Source organism: Pseudomonas sp. PDM15 (assembly GCF_014851565.1).
In the GTDB taxonomy this organism is placed as follows: domain Bacteria; phylum Pseudomonadota; class Gammaproteobacteria; order Pseudomonadales; family Pseudomonadaceae; genus Aquipseudomonas.
The window spans coordinates 131,833-149,384 of the sequence record NZ_JACVAA010000009.1 but is presented as its reverse complement, the minus strand read 5'-3'; the positions used below and the strand labels follow the sequence as shown (position 1 = coordinate 149,384).

At 59.5% G+C, this 17,552-nt stretch carries 17 protein-coding genes; 6 read left to right on the top strand and 11 right to left on the bottom strand.

The window, feature by feature from the left end; all coding sequences use genetic code 11:
* Window positions 1-50: 50 nt before the first annotated feature.
* The gene (locus IB232_RS22190; RefSeq protein WP_192400724.1) at window positions 51-1,019 is read right to left on the bottom strand and encodes a hypothetical protein; all 969 of its coding nucleotides are present in this window, start codon (window positions 1,017-1,019) and stop codon (window positions 51-53) included.
* Between the two features lie 18 nt (window positions 1,020-1,037).
* Window positions 1,038-1,982 (bottom strand): hypothetical protein, encoded by a 945-nt coding sequence (locus tag IB232_RS22185; protein WP_192400723.1) that lies wholly within the window; start codon window positions 1,980-1,982, stop codon window positions 1,038-1,040.
* 166 nt (window positions 1,983-2,148) lie between these two features.
* On the opposite strand from IB232_RS22185, the gene IB232_RS22180 reads away from it, so the two are divergent.
* Together IB232_RS22180 and IB232_RS22175 are read left to right on the top strand one after the other, a co-directional pair.
* Window positions 2,149-2,547: a hypothetical protein gene (locus tag IB232_RS22180; RefSeq protein WP_192400722.1), complete on the top strand. Its 399-nt coding sequence runs from the start codon at window positions 2,149-2,151 to the stop codon at window positions 2,545-2,547.
* A gap of 46 nt (window positions 2,548-2,593) precedes the next feature.
* A complete protein-coding gene (locus tag IB232_RS22175) occupies window positions 2,594-3,007 on the top strand; it encodes a lytic transglycosylase domain-containing protein (RefSeq protein ID WP_192400721.1) in 414 nt (137 codons plus the stop codon).
* 13 nt (window positions 3,008-3,020) lie between these two features.
* Here IB232_RS22175 and IB232_RS22170 read toward each other — a convergent pair whose 3' ends face one another.
* The 5 genes from IB232_RS22170 to IB232_RS22150 form a co-directional block, all read right to left on the bottom strand.
* Window positions 3,021-3,395: a hypothetical protein gene (locus tag IB232_RS22170; protein ID WP_192400720.1), complete on the bottom strand. Its 375-nt coding sequence runs from the start codon at window positions 3,393-3,395 to the stop codon at window positions 3,021-3,023.
* Window positions 3,396-3,853: 458 nt separating this feature from the next.
* Complete coding sequence (locus IB232_RS22165) at window positions 3,854-4,402, bottom strand: hypothetical protein (RefSeq protein WP_192400719.1); 549 nt, start codon at window positions 4,400-4,402, stop codon at window positions 3,854-3,856.
* A 64-nt stretch (window positions 4,403-4,466) separates the two neighbouring features.
* Window positions 4,467-5,573, bottom strand: coding sequence for a PcfJ domain-containing protein (locus IB232_RS22160; protein WP_192400718.1), 1,107 nt, complete (start codon window positions 5,571-5,573; stop codon window positions 4,467-4,469).
* The gene (locus tag IB232_RS22155; protein WP_192400717.1) at window positions 5,570-9,355 is read right to left on the bottom strand and encodes a strawberry notch C-terminal domain-containing protein; all 3,786 of its coding nucleotides are present in this window, start codon (window positions 9,353-9,355) and stop codon (window positions 5,570-5,572) included. Before IB232_RS22155 ends, IB232_RS22160 begins: the two co-directional genes overlap by 4 nt.
* Before the next feature lie 119 nt (window positions 9,356-9,474).
* A complete protein-coding gene (locus IB232_RS22150) occupies window positions 9,475-9,978 on the bottom strand; it encodes a hypothetical protein (protein ID WP_192400716.1) in 504 nt (167 codons plus the stop codon).
* Here IB232_RS22150 and IB232_RS22145 point away from each other — a divergent pair.
* From IB232_RS22145 to IB232_RS22130, 4 genes are all read left to right on the top strand, one after another.
* Window positions 9,971-10,741 (top strand): hypothetical protein, encoded by a 771-nt coding sequence (locus tag IB232_RS22145; RefSeq protein WP_192400715.1) that lies wholly within the window; start codon window positions 9,971-9,973, stop codon window positions 10,739-10,741. The two genes, IB232_RS22150 and IB232_RS22145, sit on opposite strands and share 8 nt — an antisense overlap.
* Before the next feature lie 805 nt (window positions 10,742-11,546).
* On the top strand, window positions 11,547-12,524 hold the full coding sequence (locus IB232_RS22140) for a hypothetical protein (protein ID WP_192400714.1): 978 nt from the start codon (window positions 11,547-11,549) through the stop codon (window positions 12,522-12,524).
* A 9-nt stretch (window positions 12,525-12,533) separates the two neighbouring features.
* Complete coding sequence (locus tag IB232_RS22135; RefSeq protein WP_192400713.1) at window positions 12,534-13,145, top strand: hypothetical protein; 612 nt, start codon at window positions 12,534-12,536, stop codon at window positions 13,143-13,145.
* Window positions 13,142-15,340: a hypothetical protein gene (locus IB232_RS22130; protein WP_192400712.1), complete on the top strand. Its 2,199-nt coding sequence runs from the start codon at window positions 13,142-13,144 to the stop codon at window positions 15,338-15,340. Before IB232_RS22135 ends, IB232_RS22130 begins: the two co-directional genes overlap by 4 nt.
* Before the next feature lie 156 nt (window positions 15,341-15,496).
* Here the strand turns inward: IB232_RS22130 and IB232_RS22125 are convergent, their stop codons facing one another.
* The 4 genes from IB232_RS22125 to IB232_RS22110 all read right to left on the bottom strand — a co-directional run bounded on the left by IB232_RS22125 (window position 15,497) and on the right by IB232_RS22110 (window position 17,522).
* Complete coding sequence (locus IB232_RS22125) at window positions 15,497-15,694, bottom strand: HigA family addiction module antitoxin (RefSeq protein WP_225592472.1); 198 nt, start codon at window positions 15,692-15,694, stop codon at window positions 15,497-15,499.
* Window positions 15,695-15,863: 169 nt separating this feature from the next.
* A complete protein-coding gene (locus IB232_RS22120) occupies window positions 15,864-16,301 on the bottom strand; it encodes a hypothetical protein (RefSeq protein WP_192400711.1) in 438 nt (145 codons plus the stop codon).
* Window positions 16,302-16,426: 125 nt separating this feature from the next.
* Window positions 16,427-16,834: a hypothetical protein gene (locus tag IB232_RS22115; RefSeq protein WP_192400710.1), complete on the bottom strand. Its 408-nt coding sequence runs from the start codon at window positions 16,832-16,834 to the stop codon at window positions 16,427-16,429.
* Between the two features lie 22 nt (window positions 16,835-16,856).
* The gene (locus IB232_RS22110; protein ID WP_034023839.1) at window positions 16,857-17,522 is read right to left on the bottom strand and encodes a hypothetical protein; all 666 of its coding nucleotides are present in this window, start codon (window positions 17,520-17,522) and stop codon (window positions 16,857-16,859) included.
* Window positions 17,523-17,552 lie beyond the last annotated feature (30 nt).

The following is a 17,552-nucleotide window of genomic DNA, read 5'->3' as shown; positions in this document are numbered from 1 at the left end:
AACAAAAAGCCCAGGCATTGCCTGGGCTTTTTGTTGTTGGCCGTCAGCCATCAGACCTGGGGGCCGTCGTAGACAACCTCCTGCTCCGGGTTGAGCGGCGTGACCTCGATCTGCAGATCCTGGAGCAGAACAGGCTCTTCGCCACGGCCCTGCTCGACGACTGCATCAGCCAGGCCACGGTCAGCCATGTAGGCGTACACCGGAGAACCATTGAGGTTACGCAGGCTCTCCTGACGCAGCTGAGAGACCTCCCAGATACGCTGCAGCATGAAGTCGCGATCTTCCGTCCCCGTAGCCTTTGCCAAGGGCACCAGAGCACCGGAAGCCGATCGCCCCAGGAGCACGTAATGCTCCTGCTCGTCATTGCGTGCAACCCGCTGCATGCCGAAGCGGACCACCGCGGGATGCTGGCTCAGGCGCATCATCGGATCCGGATCGAGATTGACGTTCACCACGTCAGACGCAACGTTGTGCACCAGGGACGACTTGCCTGTACGAAGCGACTCCAGGACCGTGAAACCATGATCAGAAGCGCGCACGGCGTAGTAGTCCGGGCGGAGCCGGCCATGATTGCTTTCGATCTCCTTCGCGAGCATGACGACATCGCCAGGGCGCAACACGCTCAGGGCCACATGGCGATCGACCATGCCGGCCCAGCAGCGCTGACGCCAGGTAGAATCGCCGTCGGCGACGGCCGGCGACAGGCGCTCTACGAACGACTGCGGCGCGGCCGCCTGGCGCGGATTATCGCGCTCGCTCTGGATCCCGAAGCGCACAGCGCGCGGCGCGGCCTGGCGAAAGTCCACGGAATACGGGACGACGAAAGCCTCAACCCGCCCTTCGGGCGTTTTCACTGCTGCGTAGCCTGCAGACGGTGTGAGTTGGAAGTCGACGACCTCACCCTTGTGTTTCAGCGCCTCGGCCAGCGCATCTTGAAGCCGCTGGCCGGACTCCATCCAGATCTGCTTGACCATCGAGACCTGATCCAGGTTGGCACCTGGTTTGATAGTGGCTCTCATTGATTCGATCCTTTGGCCTTACATCTTGAAGTCATAGAGTTCTTGAGCGATCGCCGCCGGCTCCTGGTACTCCGGCTCATCGTGATCGAGATCATTGTCTCCATCATAATCGAGCTCGTGTCCATCACGGGCGTTCAGGTATTCCAGCGCATTCTGCTGCAGCCAGTCGTTGCCGATTTCCTGAAACACCTGGTTCACCACCTGGCCGTTGAACTGGTGCAGATAGGCCAGTGTGCGTTCGGTGATCGCATTCAGACCGGCCGTATCGATTTCCGGATACAGGTCTTGGATCACCTGATAGATGGGCGTCAGGCCTACATTAAACTCGCAGGCGCCCTGGGCGATCATCATGAGTCCCCGCGGCAGAGGAAGTTGGGCGCCGTCCGTGACCTCCTGCAAAGCGTTCACCGCGATCAGCATCTCGTCGACGCCCACCTCGTCGCGTGCCACCGCAGGCACCTGGAAGGCCTGGATGAGTTCGCCTTCGACCTCGGCAGCGCGCAAGACTGCGGTGCGCAGCAGCTGCTCATGCAGGGGGCTTTCCTCGCCTTCGAGGCGGAAGAAGCGGCTCGCCAGATGCATTGCAATGCCCGCACGCAACGTTTCGGCATCCGCAGGGCCATACTGTTCGTCCAGCGCGGGGAACAGATCCCGCAGCGCCTCCTGGTTGTGGAGGTTACCGCGCACATGGCCCGCGCGAATCAGGTTCGCCTGGGAAACGAAGGACGTTACCAGGCCGGCTTCGCGGTCCTTGCGAATAGCCATGTTCACGACTGCGACTGCGCCTGCAACCACCTGGTGGAAGATCGCGAGCACGCGCATATCGTTACCGGCCTGCGCCTGCAGCTCATGCAGCGCCTCCGGGAACAGATCGTTTTCCCGCAGGCGGTCAACGGCTTCCGGCGTGAACACCGCCCGCACCTGATTCAACGCCTGATCCAGTTCCTCTCGCGTGACGCGCATGGCGATGCTCCTATATATCCTTTTGAATACTCGATGGCATAAAACGCCTATTTCTGGTTCAAAGTATCCATTCGGCGGGCCGTGCCGTCAAACTTACTCGACACTTTGATCGTAGCGCCGCGCTACGCTATATTGGCGCAATCACTCTATTAAAGCGGTCGCATCGATGCCTATCCCTGAACTACGCCCAGAGGACCACGCCGTCGAGATCAAACTCGGCTCCCTTGGGTTCACCTTCACGGCTGTCCGTCCTTCCGATTTGGACATGTGGGGAGACTTTCTCAAGCTTCCTGCCGGCACCCTTCTTTTAGGAACGGGGACAGGCGGCTGGGGATGGGGCGAACGCTTCCTGATCCACGAGTCCACCGACACTGGCTACGCTACCGTGGATCTTCGCCGAGGCCTGGTTGTTGAGATGCCCGCATGGGAAGTCGCTGCGAGTTTCTGCCAACTGTTCTCCGAAGAAGCTTACCCCTACCAGAGCCTGGAGGAAGCTGTAGCCGCAGCGCGCAGCAGCATCCCGTTATTCGCCCTGCCTGCTGTGGTCACCGGCGCCGATGTTTGATTTACCTCCGGCAATCGCCGCTGGCGAGATCCCGCAGCAGTGCGTGGTGGCCACCATTCAGCGCTACCAAATACCGGCGACGCTCATCGTCGGGATCCTTGGTCAAGAGAATGGTCGTGTAGGGACAGCCAGCCGGAATAGCAATGGCTCAGTCGACTACGGGCCAGGCCAAGTCAACAGCATCTGGCTGGAGACATTGGCGCCGTACGGGGTTACAACAAGAGACCTGCAATGGGATGGCTGCAAGAACCTGTGGGTTAGCGGCTGGATAATGCGCAGGTGCCTGAACAAGTTCAACAACAACGCCTGGATGGCGATCGGCTGCTACCACGCCGGCGAAAACCCACGGACAGACACACATGTGCGGCGCATGTACAGCTATGCGGGCCTGGTCCAGGAAAAAAGCCTGAAGTACGGGCCCGGTTTCCAGCAGTGGCTGGCTATGGCACCGAAGCCCTGAGCGCACTCAGCTTCTACACAACCTCCGCCGCACCTCCCTCTGAAAACTGCACAGGCTCCCCGCGCCACGGGAAAAGATCGTGCGAATGGAAGGCTTGAATATCTCCATCGGCAAACTGCAGCAAGATTCCATAGCTGCGAGCATTGGTGACCTCCAGCACTGCAACATGGCGGCCGATACGGCCATTCCATTTGCGACCGCCTCCAGCCACCTCCCACTGAGTCAGGAATGGCGACGGTGAAACCTTCACCAGGCGAGCCAGATTGATTGGTGCAACAAGACCAGGAGCCTCGACAACAAGGCTCGGTTTCACCTTGTACAGTGGCAGGCCTGCCTGTGCGAGGATTGCGTTAGCAGCGGCAATAGCCGCCTTCCGAGCACTCTTCACGCCACCCCCATCTCAGTCAGTCACCAGGGATTGAACATCATCCCAGTCACTGGGACTTGCAGCTCCGCTGACAAACGCGAGCCTCATCCCAACGGTCGGACGCCTGTGTTTCATCAGATAAGCGGCAGCGCCGGCACACATGGACTCGTGGCCAGACGGGGAGTATTCGCCCTCCTCGTTCCACTCGCCGCCCCGCGCACAGTGAACCGTCTTATGGCACGGGAATGTCGAGTGATCATCGGTAGTCAGCTGCTCGATGATGCCCTCTAGCCGCCCGGGAGCGAGGTCAATGGCCCCCTCCTTCAAGAAGGGACAGTTCGAGCATGGCCGCTTGAGCCGATAGTGATGCTTGAAGGGATCTCGCTCGCGCACTTGTGCTGCTCCGGAGGTGTTTACGCCACAAGATAGGCACTTGTGCCTATTTGGTCAAGGCTAACCACCTGCAGCCGGACATAAGCTCAGGGATGACTTGGCTCTGCCGGCTGAATCAGCAAGCTTTCCTGCCAGGCTTGAATCTGCGCGAGAGCGGCTGTGAGATTCTCAGCTGTCGCCTGCAAGCCAAGGTACTCTCCCGAATCAGCGCCATACACAGAGACATACAGCTTTCGGCTAGGGTTCGGGTTTCTGCTTTCATGCTGATCAGTGAGACTGATCAGCCATGAATAGCGTTCATCCTTCTTCCGCGCCGCCCAGGACCCGCCCCCGGTGCTGGTCACCTCGAAACCGGCGTCCTCCCACTGTTCATCGAAATCCAGCAATCGGCCCTCTACGACCTCCAACGGCCGCCCTGGCCAAAGGTGGTCAGCAACCTCGTACTCAGACACCCCTGCTTGCAAGAGAGCCGACATCTGATCGCGCAACTCACCACCGACGAGATGGTGCAGGTCTCGCTCCTCAATCCAATCATCAAAAGCGCCCCGCTCAATACCATCCACAGCCGCACACTGCAGCACACGCTCAATAAACTCGGCTGACGGTGCACCATCTTGGGGGAGGCTTTTGCGCATTTTCATTCCTTCAAAGCGTCGAAATATTTCGATGCTTCGCTACCAGGGAGCAGCAGCGAGTCCATCAGAAATAGCGGGTAGAGGTCTGCTCCAGCTCCAAGTGCTGTCCGACAGCCTGCGCAACGACCTCGTAACTGGCCTTGCGGATTTCTCCACCGAGCTGATGTGCTTCGAGCAGGCGATTCGCCAGATCGTGGCACTCGGGGCCCGGATCACCATTGAAGGGGCCGCGGCATTGGCAGATCCGCCATTCCCCGTCCGAGACGGACAACTCCAGGGTCGCCAGGGGACGCTCCACACCAGGCTCACGGAAGCTGTAGAAGGCTCCGGTGCCCTCCATGTGCTTGTTGAAGTAGTGGTTGCTACGCCCGATGCAGTGGTTCATCAGGTCCGACTCCTGCCTGAACTCGGAGAACTGCAGCAGGCGGACTACCGCCACACCGGTCTGCGCATCCAGCAACCGATCCTCTCCACCAGGTGTTGGAACTGCTCGGCTCACCGGAACCTGCGCGGCCGGTTCCGGGATGTAGCCGGCCTCTTCGTGCTGCAGCTCAACCAACCACTCACGAGCGAGGTCAACCATCTCCGACCAGCTGGTCGAAGGAGAGATATCGGCATCGCCACCGGTGAGGTAATCGCGAACCAGGATCGCATCAGCCGCCACAGCAGGGCAGCACGCGAGCGCCTTTCCAGCGACCTCGGCCGCCAGCGCGCGGATCATCAGCTTCCAGTCCTCGTCGTAGGGCGCATGAATGCCTTCCAAAGAGACTTCAGCATCCGCCAGCACAATCAGCAGCGCCGCAGAAACGTCCACAGCAGCATCCCGGGCGGTCTCTGCAGGTCGCACCAGGCGAAGTGGCCAGGCCTGCTCGCCCCGGGCGCGGAAATAGGAGAACGCGTCGGCGGTCTGCTCAACCGAAAGGCTGTTGAGCGCTTTCCACCCCTTCTTGGACATGCCGCGCTCTTTCAGGTAGCCGTTCAGGCCACCACCATCCTGGTAGGCCAGCTTGTCTTTCACCGCCCATACCATCGGCAGCAAAGCGCGCGAGGTGCTGTCTGGAATCGCATCGGCCCAAGCAATGAAGTCTTGAGCCTCCTGGTAGGAAGCCTCCCACGGCTTAGGCAGCCGCGGGGATTGGCTCATCAGCTTGAAAATGGCTTGGCCCTTCATGCCAGAGCCCTCCCATCAAACTGGTTGTCGATGCGCCGCGCCTGCTCCTGGGCCGCGGCGCGCTCCAATACCCACTCGCGGGCCCGGCTATCGGTGCTCGGAGTGCGGAATGTCACGCCCACTTCCAGCAGGCGGTCAACGACAGCCCGCAACTCGGCCGGGAACTGGCCGTCGCGCATCGTAAAGGTCATCGCGAGGTCATTGGAAACCCGAACCCACTCACGCCCTTGGGTCAACTCACGAACGCCCTCATCTGCTACCAGCCAGCCGGAGCGCCCTTTGGCGCGCGGAACCACGACCTTCACCTCGGCGCCGCCTCTCCCGCGTGTTGCCTCCAGGTAGTAGTTGCTGTTCAGATCTGTCCGAGCCTGTTCGGCATCCTTGCTCGGGACACCCGGCAGATTTACGTCCTTGAGGTTCATGTAGACGCTGACGCGCACATGGGACTGCAACCGGTGAGCCAGGTAGTCCTGAACATCATCGGCGACGGTCATGGTCAGCGGCATCCGCAGCAACTTGATCTCGTCGAAGTTCGACGGCATCACCACGCCAAACTCACGCGCACCGTTGGCCAGCGTGTAGGTGGCAGGCAGGCCCTTGTGCAACTCACCGGCCATCATGATGGCTTTCAGCAGGTTCCCAGAAAGAACATGGCGCCGCATCTCGATGCTGCCTCGTGGCAGGTTCTCGTACTCAGCCAGTGCCTCAGGCTGGATCTGCCCCTGGTCGTCAATGAGATCACGGGCAGGATCGCTGATTGCTGCAGCCAGAGATTCCCAGCCGACAACGAACTCTTGCGGGTCGGCGTCAGCCTCAGCCAGAAACGCCGCTCTCTGCACTTCGCGCGCCTCATTGAGCAGCAGGCTCAAGGGAACCCGCGCCTGACGCATGTTCTGGTCCTTGCTGATCAACATCAGGCGCCATTCATAGGGGCTGTGCATGTCCTGCGCCCAGGTAGGAGGCTCAATTCCGACGATGTGGAAATCGATCGCAGCGTCCGAATCGAGTCGCAAGCTCAGATGTGCACCCAGCTTGATACGTCCAGCCAGCGAACGAAGCCCCATGTAGTCACGGGCCGCACGGCTGGTGAATGACTCGTGGCGAGCGTTCGCGAGATCCTCAATGGTCTCCCCGTCCCCGCGATCGGCGAAAAGGTCGCGCAGGTTGTTCATGCGCGTTTCCATGCGCTGGGTGACCTCCGGCATGACCTCGGCCAGCGGGAAGCGAGACCAGTTCCGGGTGGCTCCGTGCTCCAAGCTCAGGGCCTCTCGACCAGCTATGATCATGGTGTTCACGGTCTCAGGCGTGAGCGGCGGCAGTTCTTCGTTGTAGGCCAACTCTTTCAGGTAGACAGCCCCCTCGAACACAGAGTCGCCGGTAGCCGGATGGAGAACGACTTCGTTCACCACGCGCGCCTTGATATCCAGGTGGCGGCTGCGGAATGGGTTGATCCCACGGCGCTCCAGATCCTCCAGCTTGCTCTCGTACGCCCGAATCAGACCATCCATCATGGCGTCCTGAACATCGCAGGGCAGCAGCAAACCCATCGCGGTGACGCGGGCAGCCAAACCGGTATCGCCGCCTTGATCCTGCAGCTTCGCGGCCTCAACCCCAAGGTTGATGCCGATCACGTCGGCCACGCCCTGGTTGTCCTGCAAATAGCTCATGGCCGCTTCGCAGCCCACCCAGTTGAAGAGGTCCGGCATACCACCGCCGACCTCGGCATCACGCGAGCCGCGGGTCAGCGACATCATGTTGCTCAACCGGCGACGCATGATTGCCATCGAGCGCACTGCTACAGGAACTGCAGAGCCCGGCAGGGTATAGCGCGGCGGCACGACCATGTTCGCCCGGAAAACGCGCCCCAACGATTGCTGGAAGACATAGATGTCGTCGTCGGCCTGCAGAACAATCATGTCGCGCGGGCGCTGGTCAGCAAAACGATGGTCGGCATGCAGATCAATACCGGTTGCCCCGGCCTTATTGATGATGATCCCGGTCGTCTCGCCGCCGTTGAACGCGTTCATCACGCGCTGGCGATCGCGCTTCGAAGAATCCCGGCGGCGCTGAACCTGATAAACGCCCGGACGCACCTGATTGACTTTCCAGCGTCGGCCGGTCAATTCGCCCATCTCGTATCCGGCAGCACGCAGCTTGTCGCAGATGTAATCGATCGGCGACACAGGGATCTCGTTCGGGATCCGCGCCAGAGCAGCTTCAAACTCCTGCAGGACACCTCGAACATTCACGTTGGTCTCCAGGTGGCGACCGGCAAGCAGGATCTGCATCTGTTCGGGAAGCCCGCGGCCCTGCAGATTCACACGGGGCTCTTGCAGGTTGAACGCATGATTGCCACCACCGTATGCAACATTGATCTCGGTGATCTTCTTGGCCATGCGGCGGAGCACACTGGCGAAGCTCATCTCCACTTCAGCCCCGTCGGGCTGCACGTTGTTGTCGACCAGAACCTTGACGACTTCGGCGAGGATGGACTCCATCGTGCTTTGCAGGACGAGCGTAGGCTTGTTCCCTTCTCGGGCAGACTGAATTGCCAGGTCGGCATAGAAGTCCGCGTGAACCGCCAGGAGGGCTTGCTGGCTGAAGTGGTGCAATGTGGAGCTGAAATGCATGCTGCTCAGCCCCATCTGCTCACGACCGCGGCGGCGGCGCTCCTGAGCCTCGCGCTGACGCACGAAGTAGTCGTTCTGGTTGATGTCCTGGGTGTAACCCGTCACTACAACCTGGAGTTCAAGCAGAGCGCGGAGCGCTGCGGACAGGGCATCCATGTTCTGGCGAATGGCAGGTACATACTCCTGGGGCACTTCCGGAGCGCGATACTCGGCGCGCGACATGTCGTGTTCGCGACGGATGTACTGCCCCTCCTGGGCCAGCATCATCGGCACCGCTTCCATCGCCGCCGCACCGCCTTTACGCAGGATCTCTTCGATGTGATGGGAACTACCCAGCAGCGACAGATCGGTGCCGGCATACAGGCTCAGGTTCTTCCCTTCCTTGGCGGAAGTCGCGGAACTGAACAGCGTGTGGCGGGCTGCATCGCGGATAGCGCGCAGATTCTGCCCACACAGACTGTCTACGCCTGCAGAGAGGTGCGATTCATCAACAAGCACAAGCGCGTCATGAGCGATTGCACGCAGCCATTCCACCCGCGGCGCGTCAGCCGGTGTCATCAACTGGGAGTGGCAGGTGAACACCACGCGGATACCCGCAGGAAGCGCGCCAGATTCGTAGACCTGGGTGAGCTCGTCCCCGCTACGGCCGGGGAACATCTGCTCACCTTGATCATTCTCGATGCCAACCCCAGTGGTCGTGATCAGCATACGGCTTCTGTCGACCAACTCGCTCATTCCAAGCACGGCCATCTCGCGCGCCATGGAGTTATAGAGCGTCTGGTCCTTGGTGATGAAGACCGTCGGCATATCGTTGAGGTAGGCGTAGCGCAGCACGCTCGCCAGAACACGCCCCTTGCCGATACCGGTCAGGTCGCCGAGCACCATGTTACGGTCACGCGAGAAAGCGTCCAGAGCCAGCGCAACCGCATCTACCTGCTCCGCGTACAGCCGACCATCGAGATCAGCAGACGAATCAAAGCCAAGCTGCCGAGCAACGAATGCATCAAGGTCACCATGGCGCTGGACCAGGCGATCAAGCGCAGAACCAATAGCGCTCGCCATGTTTGCAGGAACCATCGTGCCTTGCTCGCGCAGCGCACTGCGCGGCAGATAATTCACACGGCCAGAGGTTTCTTCAAAGTTGAGATCCATGCCGCGGCGACGCTCTGCGCGGCGCGCGTCGATCTCGGCCCGGACGCGCTCTTCATCTTCAGCCGAAAGAACGGTGCCCGCCAGATCAACATCTTCTGGATCACCAGTTTCAACTGGGGTCAGCTCATCGCCGCCTCCAGCCGCTGCAGGCGTTCCACCGGCGACAGGCTGGTCAGCTTCTCGATGTCCATCTCGTCCTGCGGGTAGCGTTCCAGCGCGGCTTCCACGATCTGCGCCATCTGCGCCGAGTCCCCGTTCATCGCCGCGTACAGCCAACTCTCGATCAACGCCGCCGGGCTCTCCGGCGACAGGTCGCGAGCCAGCAGGAGCTCGGCCAGCATCGCCGGCGTCATCTGGCTGCCCGGCATGAACGCCAGGCTGCTCCGCCCGAAGCTCTGCGCCGCGAACTCCTCCAGATCGCTGGGCCTCATCAGGCCCTGCGACAGCGCGCGCTCCAGCTGCGCCGCCAGATCCCGCTGCAGCAGCTCCTTCCACCGCCCCCAGCTCGGGCGCTCCATGAACTCGTTGTGCTCCGTCTCGTTGAGCACCAGGCCGAACGTCAGGAGCATTTCCTGGTTCTGAAACACTGGCAGCAACCAGAACAACTTCGTCTTCTTGGCCATACACGTCTCTCCACAGAGTATTCAGGAACAGGCCCATCTCGCGCTCGCTACCGACGCTGAGCAGATCCTCATTGAGGACAGCAACGTGCCGATCCGGCGGGAGAGTGGCATCAACAAACAGAACCAGGCGATGGCTATCGCCCTTGGAACTTCCCCATACAGCAGAAATCAAGGGGAACCCCGGATTCTCTGCCAAGAATTGATTTGCACTCGCCATGAGGCGATCGCGCGACGCGCCGAGCAAGAAAAGGACCGCCTGGGAGTCTTCAGGCATCCGGTTGAGGACTTCGCGGAACACATCCAGCCAGGGCGACATGATAATGGCGGCAGACGGCCCCATTTCCTCGATCCGGGCAAGCTCTGCTGCGTCTGGCATAGCGGGGTATCCGCCCTGCAGAACAGGACGGTCATCGCCGGCATGGATAGCGTCTACAAATTGCTCGACAGCCGACTTGGCCGGTACAGGAGTCGCTGCAGGCTGGGGCTCAGCAGGAGCCGGCGCGGCATCTTCGACTTGCTGCTCGACTTGAGCCTCGGCGACAACCTCTTCAGCCGGCTGAGAAGCAACAGGCTCAAGCGCCGTGGCAGCCGCCGCGGACACGTCATCAGCGAAACCCGGCAGATCGAAATCTTCGTCCGCCACATCGAGCGTTTCCTGGGCTTCCAGCTCCAGAGCGCGCTCGGACCAACTCTTGTAGCGTTCGACAGCGGCCGCCTTCGCGGCTTCGCTGAATGTGCCATCCGGGCCCGGGCTCACCAATAGAACCGACGGACGAGGACGATCCTCCAGGAATGCCTTCGGCAGCTTCTCCAGCCAAGCCGCGGCCGATGCCTGATCGGCAATCGGCGGGAAGTGGATAGCCAGGATCGACCGGTTGAAGAAGTAACCCTGCTTGCCCCCCAGATCAAGCAAGGCCTTCTTGGCTTGTTCAGTTCCGCCCAACGCAACGAAAAAGAACTTCCCTGCTGCGTTACGCCACATCTCAAGCGTGGCGCCATAGGCCTCAATGTTCAGCCACCGGATCGGTTTCATTGCACGACTCCCTATACCACCTGCAGGCAAACTTCGATCTGATCGCCGGCGGCTTTCGAGCCACCTAACCGACGATCACTGTAGTCGGAATTATTGTGGCGCAACGCAATAAGAAAAACCCGACGGGCCTTTGCGCTACTCCATACGTGATAGACTTCTTCAGTTAGCTGGGCCTGATCGAGTGAATCGAAGCCCTGGCCGGCGCCTGCCTCAGTCGCCCTTGAGCGACCATCACTCCGCATCATTTCTACGGCAATCCCCGCCATCAGGCCGGGCCAACCCCGAAGCCTATAGTCCCGGATACTCGGTACTATAACATTGGCCAAACCAAGGGCCAAGCAAGCAAATCCCCTTTCTCTATATGCCGCCCGGCAGCACATATAAGACCACCTTAGAGCGGATTGGGCTAACCCTGTGCGTTACATTGCGCCGGCACGGCGCATACCATAGATTCTACAGATACAAAATATTGTACTATTGGGACTACAATAGCATTCAAAGGCTGCCACGCCCGTCTCTAGGAGAGTCACAGAAAATGCGGATCAAACAACTTCTAGTCGCAACCATGTTCGCGTCGGTGCCTCTCTTTGTGCCGATCAAGGCTTACGCCTTTACCGACACGGCTGCTCTCTTGGCGATTCTGGAGCAGGCCATCATGCAGCTGCTTCAGCAGCAGATCCTCACTCAAACCACGGAGGAGGGTCTCGGGAATGTCGAAGAGGCCGTCAAGTCGACCGAGGAGACCATTAAGGTGGAGTCCGAGGCAAACGCCCGCGCCATCATGAACGGTCAGGTCGACATCTATAACCAGCAGAACCAGAAGGACCAGCAGGCGTCCACCTTCTGCCAGGAAGATCAGGTTCTCGCAACGCAGATCGGCAAGGCTGTCACCCAGAAGACGTACAGCCGGCAAACGAACATGTACAACAAGTACAACTCGGCCGAGGCCATCCGCGAGCCCGCCAAGTTCACTGCCCGCCATAACCGCCAGGTGAAGGAGAACATCACTCCGTCATGCGACCCACGGATGCTCCCACCGGTGGGCAAGAAGGATCTGGACAACGGCTCCACTCCTATGAGTTGCACTGAGACTCAGATCGAGCTGGCAACCGCAGTCGCCAGTGGCCGCAAGCCTGCCCCACAGCCCCCTGAGTCCATCAAGAACACCGATGTCGGTGAGGTTCTGCAGCAGGAGATCGACACCTACAACTTCCGCATGTCTGCCGTAGAAGGGGCCATTGGTTCTTCGATTAGCGAGGAGATGGATGCGCAGATCACCGCCTACCAACGCCTGTTCGCCTCTCCCACCATCGAAGAGATCAACGCCATGTCCGGCACCGGGGGCATCTCACGTGACGCCCTGGTCCAGCAGCAGATACAGAACCAGCTGCTCCTAAACATCTTCAGGGAGGCGGTCGAAACCCGTCGCCTTCTGGCAATCCAGGTGGCACAGCGCGAAGAAGATCATCGCAAGCAGATCGGCGCTCTCATCAGCAACTCTGGCCGGCAGTAAGGAGCCCTCATGAGCAACTCTAACGTAAATGAGGCCACCGCTAACGCGCCCTCCCCCGCCAAACCGAAATCCAAAACCCTCAAGGCTCTCGGGTGGATCAGTGGGATCACCCCGACCAAGATGGCAGCACAAGAAGTGGCATCCATGGCGTCGATTTCGGGCTGGGCGCTGAAAAACTTCAAAGGCATGCTGAGCTTCAATCGGGCCCAGGCCAAAGAAGACCTCAAGATTGCGTCCACCGATCCTGAGCGATTCTGGGACGAACTCATCACCACGGCCAAGATCACCGAAGAGTCGGTGCGAGTCCGCTATACCCTCGCCTACTGGTTCAGCTATGTCCTGTTCATGGGCCTGGCAATAGGCATTGGGATGGTGGCAGCCAACTACACCATCCCCATGGCCCTCATCGGCAACATCATGCTGCTCAACGTCCTGCTGATGGTCTACATCACGAATCTTCACAAGCTGTACACAGCTCGCGAGCAGCGCGTGGTCACCATCCCGGCTTTCGTGAAAATCATGCTGAAGCAGCCCGCTCTGCTGCTGCCGATCCCTCTCCCGAAAGACTACAAGCTGCGTGAAGGCCAAGCGCCTGCCACACCTGAAGGAGATCCCGCATGAACTCGTTTTCGACCCTGGTCCTGCTCTGGCTCTTCGGTTCGTGGATGTTCGACCCGGCCGAGATCGCCGGCATGGCCGGACTCCGAACCACCGAGGTCACCCCCCTCACGATCTTCGCCAGCTACTTCTCCATCGTTGGCCTGACCGGCTTTGGCATTCTGGCGTCTTGGGCAATGTTCCTGGGTATCTTCCGGCTCCGCCAGAACGGCAACTTCTTCGGCGCCCGAGACGGCAACGAGGCATTTTTCTACCCGCTTCGCGTGGTGGTAGCTTTGACTCTCTGCGCACCGGTGATCCCCGTATCGAGCGCCGGCGGCCAGGCCATCGTGCTCACGCCTGGTCACCACCTCATAGCCAGTATCGCCAAGAGCGGCAGCAGCTGGGGCGATGATGCCCAGACCCAAAGCTTCAAGCTCATGCACACCTACAACCTGTTCAATGAGCCGCGGTACGAAATCTCAGTGAACAAACCTGAAGCCAAGGCCATGATCGGCAACTGGTTGACCCTGGCCACCACGGCAACCGGATACTACGTCCACAAGAACCCCCAGGATCGCCTCCCTGGCATCAGCGCTACCGAGCTGGCCACGCGCCTTGCGGAAGGTGCCTGGCGTCGTCAGTACACCGACAGCGGAGCACCTGGTTACCATGGCCCATCCAGCGCCACGGATCCGTTCATCAACGAGATCCTGAACAATACAGCCATCCCGTTGATCCCTCCTACCGACGCCATTGCAGCAGCAATCAAGCACACCGACACCAGCATTGAGGAGGACGCTGGCGAAGGCACCGTTGGTGGCGAAATGGGCTCGGAGAACTTCCTCTGCGATTGGGGCGGGACTTCAGGCTTCGCTGCATCTATCGTTTGCTCCGATGAGCAGATGGCGCTGCGCGTAACCAACGACAAGTCCATCTCTCAAGGGCTCGCCGCGGCACAGCGCCAGATGTGGCAACGTCTCGTGCAGACGCAGCTCAGCCGGCACCTGGGAGTCAAGAACAACCAGAGCGCCACGGAGGAGGCAGCGCTCGCGGCCGCAGCTCAAACCTATCTGCAGAAGGAAGTAGAGTGGTACACCGCTACCGCGAGAAACGTCATCAAGCAGACGATCGCGTCCAACCTTCTGGCCGAGTCGGAGCAATTCTTCGCGTCGTTGGAGGAATGGGGCTGGATGATGGGCGGCACCTTCGTGCTTCGCGCAGCGAACGACTTCACCCGGGCTCAGAGCTACGCTTCGGAAGGCACGTCGAAGCTCTACCCCACCAGCAGCCTCGCTGATCTGACTGTCGGCGACGATCTTACAAAGCTGACCATGAACAAGGTCGAGCGCGAGTTGGAGGACAAGGGCGACTCTACAGACCTGATCGATCTCCTGGGGCTGGACATCCTCGGCAAAGACCCCTCCCAGGCCAACCTCTATACGGTCTCTGCGTTCGGCCGAGAGCTCGCGGGCACTGGTCTGATGTTCATCAGCGGAAGCGGGCTCTCCTGGATCGCAAGCAAGGCGACCAAGGGCAACGGCGGTATGACCAAGGCCCTGTTCATGATCGGCGTTGTCTTGCTGATCGCCGGTGCCATGATTGGCTACGTCCTGCCGGTCGTATTCGCAATTTTCGGCCTCATGGGCGTCATTAGCTGGCTGACTTTTGTCGCCTCTGCGTTCTTCGGGGTAACCCTATGGGGTGCCGCTCAAGCAGCACCAAAGGGCGAAGAGCACACGTCCCAAATGGCAGGCAAGGGTTGGAATACGCTCATCTTCATCGGGTTCTACCCGGCTTTGGCCGTGGGTGGCCTGGCCGCTGCAGTGACCATCACCAGTATCGGCCTGCCGATCGTCAACACCATGATGGCTGGTCTATGGGGACTGATGGACAACGGCGCCGCAGACCTGAGCCAGCCTTTTGATGCGATCGCAGGTCTCCTCATTGGCTCGGTCATGATGGTTCTGCTCACCTGCATGCTGTTCTGGTCCGTTTGCATGACCTCTGCATCACTGATCACCAACTTCCCACGCACCGTGCTGAACATGATCTCGTTCTCCGAGCCTGGCCTGAATCCTTACGAGAACACAGCTCAAGGCGTCATGGGCGGTGTCAGCAGTATGGTGAAGGCACCGCTCTCGATTGCTACCCAATCGCTCATCCGGCGCATGGTTCAGCCTGGCTCCTCACCACGCCAACCAGAAGCCGGCGGCTGAGTCCGCAAGAGTCCGCAAAAAAGGAGCGGGTAATTCCGCTCCATTCCCCTCCCCCACACCTACCCTCTTTTCAGCTTTTCAGCGGCTCGACCTCGCGCTCAATCCTTTCCCCTACCTCGGCGTAGGCAGTAGCCAAAGCATACTCGGCCTGCAGGTTCATCCAGAACTGCGCAGACGTATTGAAGTAGCGTCCAAGTCGTATGCGGTCTCAGCCGTCATGCCGCAGTGCTCTAGCAAAATATCAGCAATAGTCGGCTCGGACACATGCAGGCTACGGGCAAGTGCAGTCGGCGTTATTCTCAACGGCTTGAGAAACTCTTCGCGAAGCACTTCACCTGGGTGAACTGGGCGCATGCGGCTAGGGACCATGGACGCCTCTCAATCGTAGGCAGGCAGACCGAAGCCTACCGAAAACACATGTCACGGAGCTAGGCATCTCTCTATTCTCCAGGCACAAAAAAGGGCGCCCTATTCGGTGCGCCCTTCTATACCAGATACATCTGATCTCATTGATTGCCCTTACTTACAGATAGTCCTTGAAGAAAACAGGGAGAGTGTTTGCGACGGCCTTGTGTATCGAGTCAGCAAACTCGTACTTGGTAGCCACCTTGTAACCCTCATCTGCAGTAAAGACTATGTGCACGCCTTCGAGCTGACCGGCAGAGACACCGCCCACTTTGTGGCTGGCATTCGGCAGATCGTTTTCAACGAGCTTGCCATCGATGTAGAGCGAATTGGCAAAGAACTCGCCCTTCCCTTTCTCGTATTTCACGACCTGGAAGTGGTAGACCTTGCCAGGCAGATTTTTCAGCGGAGGCACATTCGCATTGAAGTAAGCGGTAGCCTCGGCATCCCACTTCTCAGGCCAGACCTCATTGGTTTTCTGACCGGTGCAACCCAGCACAGCTGCGACAGACACGACCAGAGCCCCTACCAGCGCGATCAGCTTCATCTTTTTCATCATCGTTCTCCTTGATCCGTAGGCTCGGCGGCTATCGCCTTCCGTTGTGCCTTTGTATATATGAAAGCATAACAGAAAAGAAGTTCAAGGGGTTTGAGAAAAAATTTTCTAAGGGAGGGTATTGATCAGCAAGCGATGTCGTAGTCGATATCATCGGCTTCTTTAGTCTGCGCCCAGCTGCGATACAGATCCTCGGCCTCGCCCTCAATGAGCCTCCAACCTGGAGCTCCGGTCTCAGGGTCAAACATGACATCGAGCTCGTAATCGATCCCGACGCTACCGGCCATGACGATCAAGAAGGATGGGGATGAGCCTTTTGTGAATGCAACCGTATGAGTCGGCCGCCCCGCGGCCAGCATCGCGGCGCTGACCCAGCAAGCGGCTGGGCGGTAACCAGCACGGATGGCAGCCTTGCACGTCATCTGCATCGCCCGGCGATGATCGCCATAGTGCGCGAAACAATGGGCGTAAGCCCCGGCGAGGCCGCTGAGGGCTATTCGGTCCATCAACCTTCCGAGCTTCGCGTTACTCATCCACTACCCCTTGCCAGGCTCCCTAGCCTGGCAAGGGAGTCTGAGACAGATCGATTTCTTCCACCAGAGTCTGAATCGTAGTCGACTCAAACGCTGAAAACTCGCGATCCAATGCGGATCGCATCTCACGCAGCTGAGTCGGAGACGATGCCACGAAATCGCGCACATGCTCCTGCTCATTGCTCACGCTCATGGCGGTCAGGAACATCTGAATGTTCTTAGCCGCCTCGACCGAGAGCGTCTTGTCATCGAAGGTCGCTCGATCGATGTAATCCGAGGCCATGTCGATGGCCATCGAAGGAAACGCTGAACCGTGGAGCATCAGCTTGCCGGCGTACTGCGGAGCATGCTGGCGAATAACGTCAACAGCTTTCGCAACGAACGGATCACTGACTGCACGACCTGGGTACAACTCGCTGAGCGACGTGCCACCCTGAAGGTCACGCCCTTTCATCTCGTGCCAAGCAGATTCGTAGCGCTTGACTCGATCAAAATCGAAAGCGCCCGCGTGCCCAGCTCGCGACACATGCGCATCCTGCAGCGCTGGCGTATTACCTACAACCAGCAGGTCAAAGTTCGTTTGCGTGTTGCGCTGATACTGCTCGCGCTCCTGCTCGGTAGCCGGACGCATGCCGGACATCGAGCCACACAAGATGTTGACCAGGACCTCTCGGCTTCGCTGACTCATCTCGCTTACTCCGTGTTTACATTAGTGTAT

Bases quoted from the DNA above. Each gene is read 5' to 3' on its own strand.
- IB232_RS22165 (WP_192400719.1), bottom strand. From the start codon at position 4,402: ATGCGCAAAAGCCTCCCCCAAGATGGTGCACCGTCAGCCGAGTTTATT.
- IB232_RS22110 (WP_034023839.1), bottom strand. From the start codon at position 17,522: ATGAGTCAGCGAAGCCGAGAGGTCCTGGTCAACATCTTGTGTGGCTCG.
- IB232_RS22185 (WP_192400723.1), bottom strand. From the start codon at position 1,982: ATGCGCGTCACGCGAGAGGAACTGGATCAGGCGTTGAATCAGGTGCGG.
- IB232_RS22115 (WP_192400710.1), bottom strand. From the start codon at position 16,834: ATGAGTAACGCGAAGCTCGGAAGGTTGATGGACCGAATAGCCCTCAGC.
- IB232_RS22120 (WP_192400711.1), bottom strand. From the start codon at position 16,301: ATGAAAAAGATGAAGCTGATCGCGCTGGTAGGGGCTCTGGTCGTGTCT.
- IB232_RS22125 (WP_225592472.1), bottom strand. From the start codon at position 15,694: ATGCGCCCAGTTCACCCAGGTGAAGTGCTTCGCGAAGAGTTTCTCAAG.
- IB232_RS22180 (WP_192400722.1), top strand. From the start codon at position 2,149: ATGCCTATCCCTGAACTACGCCCAGAGGACCACGCCGTCGAGATCAAA.
- IB232_RS22140 (WP_192400714.1), top strand. From the start codon at position 11,547: ATGCGGATCAAACAACTTCTAGTCGCAACCATGTTCGCGTCGGTGCCT.
- IB232_RS22155 (WP_192400717.1), bottom strand. From the start codon at position 9,355: ATGGATCTCAACTTTGAAGAAACCTCTGGCCGTGTGAATTATCTGCCG.
- IB232_RS22150 (WP_192400716.1), bottom strand. From the start codon at position 9,978: ATGGCCAAGAAGACGAAGTTGTTCTGGTTGCTGCCAGTGTTTCAGAAC.
- IB232_RS22190 (WP_192400724.1), bottom strand. From the start codon at position 1,019: ATGAGAGCCACTATCAAACCAGGTGCCAACCTGGATCAGGTCTCGATG.
- IB232_RS22130 (WP_192400712.1), top strand. From the start codon at position 13,142: ATGAACTCGTTTTCGACCCTGGTCCTGCTCTGGCTCTTCGGTTCGTGG.
- IB232_RS22160 (WP_192400718.1), bottom strand. From the start codon at position 5,573: ATGAAGGGCCAAGCCATTTTCAAGCTGATGAGCCAATCCCCGCGGCTG.
- IB232_RS22135 (WP_192400713.1), top strand. From the start codon at position 12,534: ATGAGCAACTCTAACGTAAATGAGGCCACCGCTAACGCGCCCTCCCCC.